This is a genomic window from Pseudoalteromonas sp. TB25, assembly GCF_000497995.1.
GTDB classification, from domain to species: domain Bacteria; phylum Pseudomonadota; class Gammaproteobacteria; order Enterobacterales; family Alteromonadaceae; genus Pseudoalteromonas; species Pseudoalteromonas distincta.
Map to the genome: position 1 here is coordinate 1 of NZ_AUTI01000068.1, position 6783 is coordinate 6783.

Sequence of the window (6783 nt, forward strand, 5' to 3'; positions counted from 1 at the left end):
GGTTTAGGTCTTGCTTACAGTAAAGGCAGCTCAGTACTTGCTATGGTTGAAAACTGGATTGGCGAAGATGCATTTCAAAAAGGTATTCAAAGTTATTTAAAAGAGTTTTCATATAAAAATGCAGAAGCGGCCGACTTATGGGAAGCACTTGGTAAAGCATCAAATAAAGACGTAGCGAGTGTTTTAAAATCGTTTATTGAGCAATCTTCTTTCCCACTAGTTAAAGTAACTCAACAAGGTAGCAAAGTAACTATTTCACAAAGCCGCTTTGTAAACGCAGGCGTTGATGCGCCAGAGCAGCTATGGAATGTACCTGTTGCAATTAAATATGGTGCTGGCGATAAAGTAAAAACAGCAAACGTATTACTTAATAAACAAAGCCAAACACTAGATTTAGACTTTGAACCAGAGTGGATTTATCCTGACCAAGGTGCATTAGGCTACTACCGCTGGGTAATGGATGATGCACAATTTAGCGCACTTGTTAAAAAGGCGCCAAGCGTACTGAGTGACCGTGAACGCTTAGCGTTACTATCTGCTACTGATGCGCTACTTGATGCTGGTGTTATATCTGCTGCTAAGTTAATGCAAACACTTGAAGTGTTCGTAAGCGATAGCCACCCTCGCGTAGCAAATACCGCACTAGGTTACTTAGTGTCGCAACAGCGCACTTTTAAAGACGATAGCAATAAAGACCTATGGCCTGAATTTATTCGCGGTGCAGTAACGCCTGCTGCTAAAAAATATGGTTTAGAAGCAAAAGCGGGTGAAGATGGTGCTATTGCACAACTTCGTGCAGCCGTTGTATCACGCTTAGGTTTTGATGGTGAAGATCAAAACGTCATCAATAAAGCCAAAGAACAAACGCAGGTTTATTTAAATGATCCACAAAAAGTAGACCCATACTTAGCGGGTACGTACTTAACTCTTGCTGCTTTTCATGGTGACAAAGCGCTGCTTGATCAATTCATGACAACGTTTAAAACGACTAAAGATCCGCAAGTACGCACAAACATGCTTGCAGCTATGGGCTTTTTTGGTAAACCTGAGTTACAAAAAGCGGTATTAGCTTATAGCTTAACGGATGAAGTAACGGCATCTGACATGCGTACTATTTTGTCAGGTCAAAGTTACACAGATGAGCGCCAAGCGTTATTTATTGATTGGGTTTACAGTAACTACGATAAAGTAACAGCAAGCTTACCGCCTTTCTTTATTCCTAACTTGCCGTACTTTACAACTGCAAGCTGTGATGCAGAAAGCTTAGCGACAACAAAAACCTTCTTTAACGAAAAAGTAGCTGATGTAGCTGGTTACGCTCGTACATTAAGTAAGCTTGAAGAAAGCACAAACGATTGTATCGCGCTTAAAACACGTGAACTTGAATCGGTTAATAGCTTTTTAAAAAGTAAGTAATTATTAGGTTTATTGAGCTATAAAAATACAAAAGCCGCTGAATATAAATTCAGCGGCTTTTTACTTTTTATATAAAATTAGTTGCCAATAATCATAGTTAGCTTGGCTATAAAATCTTTGGCTGCTTGCTCAGAGTTTATTTTAAACGCAACACCGTAGTGAATAGGTTGAGCGCTTTTAAAAATGCGCGTAGGAAAGCGTGTCATCTCACTGCTATGGAAGTACCCTTGCGCACGTGTTACGCCATCTATATCATTAAAATCATCACTAAATACTTCAAATGCAGGGCGAATTACTATTTTACCCTTGCCGCTTTCGCTGTGGGTATAAAATGCTTCTTTAGAGTTTACTAACATGTACTCTGCAATATTTTTAATCTTAAAATTACTTCTGCACTGTAATTTAATGAGCTGTTCTGTCAGCTCGTCTGCACTATAAGCCACGTGTAATCCCTATTAGTTAATTTGCGTATTAGATTAACGCATACACACAATAAAATCTGAATTTATTTGTCTGCTTTACTTTGTTATATCACATACAAAAGCGAGTTTTTCATTGTTGTAACTCATTCTTGTTATATTTGTTTCGCAGTAGGTGCTTAAATTAAGCCATTGCGATACTTCATCACTTCCATCAAGTTTACGCTGATAAACGCGGTTTTTAATAGCATAAGCAATGGTCGCATTATCCTTTAAAATAAAATCTTGAACTTGAGCCGGTAACCTTAATAGGTCTTCAACTTGTTTATCTTGTGGATTAAAACTCGCTAAAATGTGTTGCTCGTTTTTAGTGTAACTAAATAAAAATGCAGCCATTGAGTTGTTATAAATAAGCGTTCGGCCAATATTACTGGCAGCTATTTCCCCCTTCGCTTGTGCAACAGAAGTATATTGAAGAGTGTGAGGCTTTCCTAAAATAAACATCACTAAATCATTTTGGACACCCCATGCATGGTATCCAACAGGTTCAATCCAATCAAAAATACGACTTGGCGCATCTTCATTTTTGAGTGGGTAATGCCACAATTTTTGCTTACCGTCAGCTTCTACAACAATCGCTGATATCGCATCACCACTTGGCATAACCGTTGGCGAATATTCGCTTACAGGAGAGTTAGTTATATTGGTAACTTTTTTTGATGTTAAATCGTAATAAGCAATATCAGTTTGGCTTTGCCCTTTATTAATTACTTCATGAGTAAAGTATAAACCTGTACTTGTTAAGTGCGGTTGGTTGTTATAACTATTTTTATCGCTCACTATACTAACTTGTACCCCGAAAGGTGTATTTAAATCAGCAAGTAATACTTGGCTTTTTGGCATGCTAGCCTGCACCACTATTGGGCTCAGCGCTGCTATAGAAAATAATCCAAGTAATGGTTTAATAAGTTTCATGCTTTCTCTCGTTTTAATTTTAAGCACCTCATGATAACGTTATTTGCTGATGGCGTCACTTGAGCTAAGTCAGTCAACTCTTAAGATACCCAAACGACTTAAAATAATGTTAAGTTTAGTCTGGTTATAAAACCTGGTCCTAAAAAGAGAATTAACATGTCAGCTAAAAATCCTATTATTGCGATTACGGGTTCATCTGGTGCGGGTACAACCACCACAACGAATGCAATTAAACATATTTTCCGTAGCCTTAATATTCAAGCGGCTTTTGTCGAAGGAGATAGCTTTCATCGTTACACTCGCCCCGAAATGGATAAAAAAGTTCGAGAAGCACAACAAGAAGGTAAACATATTAGTTACTTTGGCCGAGAGGCCAATGACTTTGGCGCTTTAAAAACGTTGTTTGAAAACTATAGCGAAACAGGTCAAGGAAAGTTACGCCGCTACTTACATACCTTTGATGAAGCCGTTCCGTATAATCAATTACCAGGTACATTTACACCTTGGCAAGATCTTGACCATAATACTGACATTTTGTTTTATGAAGGGTTACACGGTGGTGTAGTTGATCAAGATGTAGACGTTGCAAAGCATGTCGATTTATTAATAGGCATGGTTCCAATTATTAACCTTGAGTGGATTCAAAAATTAATACGCGACACATCCGAACGAGGCCACTCTCGCGAAGCGGTTATGGGCTCTATTGTACGCAGTATGGATGATTATATAAATCATATTACCCCGCAGTTTTCTCGTACCCATATTAATTTTCAACGCGTGCCGACCGTTGATACATCAAACCCATTTAGCGCCAAAGATATTCCATCTCTTGATGAAAGCTTTGTAGTTATTCGCTTTAGGGGTATTGATGATGTTGATTTTCCTTATTATTTACGGATGATCGAAGGCAGTTTTATGTCTCGTATTAATACGCTTGTAGTACCAGGGGGCAAAATGGGCTTAGCTATGGAGCTGGTTCTTACTCCACTTATTAAAGATATTATTTTGAAAAAGCGTGCACTGGAAAACTTAGCACCTTTGGATATACCTATTTAACTCCTCTTCTAAGATTGAGCTCTCTCACGTACACTGCTGATTTTAGTAACAATAAGGGACATTGTGTTGTACTCATTAAAAATTATTGTGGGTTCTAAAAACCCTGTCAAAATTAACGCGGCTAAACATATTTTTGCAATGTATTTCCCTAAACATGAAATTGATTGCCAAGGTGTTGATGCTCCATCCAATGTGCCAGATCAACCTATTGGCGAAGAAGAAACACGTGTTGGCGCACAAAACCGTGTTAATTATTGTAAAGAGCACCACCAAGCTCACTATTACGTTGCAATGGAAGGCGGTGCAGAGCAATTTAGCTATGGTGCAGCAACCTTTGCTTACGTTGTTATTGATAATGCCTTAAATCAAGTTGTAGGGCGTAGCAGCAACCTTCCTCTACCCCAAGTACTTTATAATGCATTACTTAAAGGTGAAGAACTTGGCGATGTAATGGACAAAGCATTTAATACCACCAACGTTAAACAAAAAGGTGGCGCTATTGGTCTACTTACCAACAATCATGCCACGCGCGAAAGTACCTATACACAAGCACTCACTTTAGCTATGGCGCCTTTTTTACACCCTGAGCTATACGGCCAAACAAATTAATTTAGGAAGTTTAATGAAGTACAACTATGTATTGTTTGATGCAGACGAAACCTTATTTAGGTTTGATATTTTAGCGGGCATGACTCGCATGTTTAAAGCTTACAACGTAGATTTTAGCCAAGACGATTATATTCATTATCAAAAAACCAATAAGCAGCTGTGGGTTGATTATCAAAATGGCACTATTAGCGCAGATTACTTACAAGTAACACGCTTTAATGAGTGGGCTTCAAAACTTAATGTGCCAGCAAAAGAGCTAAACGATGCTTTTTTAGATTCTATGGCGCAAATTTGCGAGCCATTACCTGGTGCTATTGAGCTTTTAAATAAACTTAAGCCAAATGCTAGATTAGGTATTATTACTAACGGATTTGCCCGCTTACAAACCGTACGCCTTGAGCATACTGGCTTAAAAGATATGTTTGAATGGTTAGTAATATCTGAACTTGTGGGTATAGCAAAACCAAATAAAGCGATTTTTGAGCACACATTTGAGCTAATGGGTAACCCTGATAAAAGCGAGATACTTATGGTGGGTGATACTGCTGCAAGCGACATACTTGGCGGCAACAATGCAGGTATTGATACTTGCTGGTTACAACACCCTGGTGAGCAATTAGCCGAAGGAATAAAGCCAACTTATACAGTAACTCATTTAAATCAGTTACAAGATCTTTTAGAGTTATAATAGAGTAAATTTTACGCAAAAAAAATGACGCTAATTAGCGTCATTTTTTATAACTGTTTGCGAGCTGTTCATTTGCTGCTTTTAGGCTGGAGCTAACTCAAGACCGGGTGCAGGCATCGTCACAGGCGTTTCAAATGTTGCCCACTCCCATGCTGACTCTGTAGCCATAATTTTACGAAGTAATTTATTATTTAAATCATGACCCGATTTAAATGCAGTTACTTTACCTAAAAGATTATGACCTGTCATAAACATGTCACCAACACAGTCTAATATCTTGTGCTTAACAAACTCATCGCTATAACGTAAGCCATTAGGATTTAAAACTTTGAATTCATCAAGTACCACAGCACTATCCATGCTACCACCTAGCGCTAGGTTGTTTGCATGCATGTATTCAATATCTTTCATAAATCCAAAAGTACGCGCACGGCTAATTTCTTCAATAAAGCTTTGCGTTGTTATATCCAACCCAATACGTTGGCGACTTTCATTGATAGCTGGGTGGTTAAATGCAATCTCAAAGTCGATATGAAAACCATCATATGGTTCAACTTCAGCCCACTTGCCATCTTCTTCAATGCGTACTTTTTCTTTAATACGGATAAAGCGTTTAGCAACGTTTTGTTCTTCAATTCCGCCTTTTTGTAACAGATATATAAATGGTAATGCACTACCATCCATAATCGGCACTTCTGAGCTGTCCAATTCTACAATTAGATTATCAATGCCCATTGCAGCAACAGCTGCAATAAGATGCTCAGTAGTTGATAAGCGAACACCATCTTTGTTAATTAAACAGGTACACAACTGCGTATCACCAACGGCTTCAGGTGTTGTTTCAAAATCAACAACCGGATCAAGGTCGACACGACGAAATACAATCCCAGTATTTGCGCTCGCAGGTCGGAGAGTTATTGTGACCTTCTCACCTTTATGAAGTCCAATTCCTATGGCTTTGACTACTTGTGCAATCGTACGCTGTTTAATCATAGGTATGCTCACTTTTAAATCAGTTACAGTTAGACGGCGGATTTTAACATAAATCCTTTTGCCTTTCAATATTTGTATATATTTCAAACAAAAGTATTATTAAATGTTAATCTGCCTGCTTACGTAAAAAAGCGGGAATATCAAAATAATCACCACCTTCTGATTTATCTGCTTTTTTACTATTTTGCGCTGAAGAACTTGAACTGCTTGAACTCGTTGAAGGCGCTTTTTCTTTACTTTGCGCTTGCTCTTTAGTCGTATTTTCTTCAGTGTTTGTATCTTGGCTTGCAAAGCTTGGTACGTACATACTGCTCGTTTGGTTTGATGTGCTTGCAACATCAGAACCTGATGCTTTTTTAAAGCCGTTATCAACAATACCAAACTGTGGACGACGATCACCGCCTAAACCAGTTGCAACAACCGTTACACGTAGCTCATCAGTCATTTCTGGGTCGATTACCGCACCAACAACAACCGTTGCGTTTTCTGACGCAAGTGCTTTAACGTGATTACCAACAATTTCAAATTCTTCAATCGCAATGTCCATACCAGCGGTAATATTAACTAAGATACCTTTAGCACCTGTTAAATCAACGTCTTCTAGTAGTGGGCTTGAGATAGCGGCTT

7 protein-coding genes and 1 pseudogene are annotated in these 6783 nt (G+C 38.5%); 4 read left to right on the top strand and 4 right to left on the bottom strand.

What is annotated here, in order from left to right; translation table 11 throughout:
- Nucleotides 1-1416 (top strand): ERAP1-like C-terminal domain-containing protein (locus tag L652_RS01000000123155; RefSeq protein WP_024603208.1); only part of this gene is annotated, 1416 nt, incomplete at its 5' end.
- 77 nt (nt 1417-1493) lie between these two features.
- Here the strand turns inward: L652_RS01000000123155 and L652_RS0101310 are convergent.
- Both L652_RS0101310 and L652_RS0101315 read right to left on the bottom strand, forming a co-directional pair.
- Nucleotides 1494-1859, bottom strand: coding sequence for a hypothetical protein (locus tag L652_RS0101310; protein WP_007376965.1), 366 nt, complete (start codon nt 1857-1859; stop codon nt 1494-1496).
- Nucleotides 1860-1934: 75 nt separating this feature from the next.
- Complete coding sequence (locus tag L652_RS0101315) at nt 1935-2810, bottom strand: hypothetical protein (protein WP_024595175.1); 876 nt, start codon at nt 2808-2810, stop codon at nt 1935-1937.
- Between the two features lie 156 nt (nt 2811-2966).
- On the opposite strand from L652_RS0101315, the gene L652_RS0101320 reads away from it, so the two are divergent.
- The 3 genes from L652_RS0101320 to yjjG all read left to right on the top strand — a co-directional run bounded on the left by L652_RS0101320 (nt 2967) and on the right by yjjG (nt 5163).
- On the top strand, nt 2967-3866 hold the full coding sequence (locus L652_RS0101320; RefSeq protein WP_002958002.1) for a phosphoribulokinase: 900 nt from the start codon (nt 2967-2969) through the stop codon (nt 3864-3866).
- Between the two features lie 63 nt (nt 3867-3929).
- Entirely contained in the window at nt 3930-4475 is a 546-nt protein-coding gene (yjjX, locus tag L652_RS0101325; protein ID WP_139015375.1) for an inosine/xanthosine triphosphatase, read from the top strand.
- A 13-nt stretch (nt 4476-4488) separates the two neighbouring features.
- Nucleotides 4489-5163, top strand: coding sequence for a pyrimidine 5'-nucleotidase (gene yjjG, locus L652_RS0101330; protein ID WP_024595173.1), 675 nt, complete (start codon nt 4489-4491; stop codon nt 5161-5163).
- Nucleotides 5164-5244: 81 nt separating this feature from the next.
- On the opposite strand, the gene lpxC is transcribed toward yjjG, so the two are convergent.
- Nucleotides 5245-6156, bottom strand: coding sequence for a UDP-3-O-acyl-N-acetylglucosamine deacetylase (lpxC, locus tag L652_RS0101335; protein ID WP_002957999.1), 912 nt, complete (start codon nt 6154-6156; stop codon nt 5245-5247).
- Between the two features lie 106 nt (nt 6157-6262).
- A pseudogene (locus tag L652_RS0101340) lies at nt 6263-6783 on the bottom strand (cell division protein FtsZ); the annotation flags it as partial.

Coding starts and splice junctions, on each gene's coding strand:
- lpxC (WP_002957999.1), bottom strand. CDS start 6,156: ATGATTAAACAGCGTACGATTGCACAAGTAGTCAAAGCCATAGGAATT.
- L652_RS0101320 (WP_002958002.1), top strand. CDS start 2,967: ATGTCAGCTAAAAATCCTATTATTGCGATTACGGGTTCATCTGGTGCG.
- yjjG (WP_024595173.1), top strand. CDS start 4,489: ATGAAGTACAACTATGTATTGTTTGATGCAGACGAAACCTTATTTAGG.
- L652_RS0101315 (WP_024595175.1), bottom strand. CDS start 2,810: ATGAAACTTATTAAACCATTACTTGGATTATTTTCTATAGCAGCGCTG.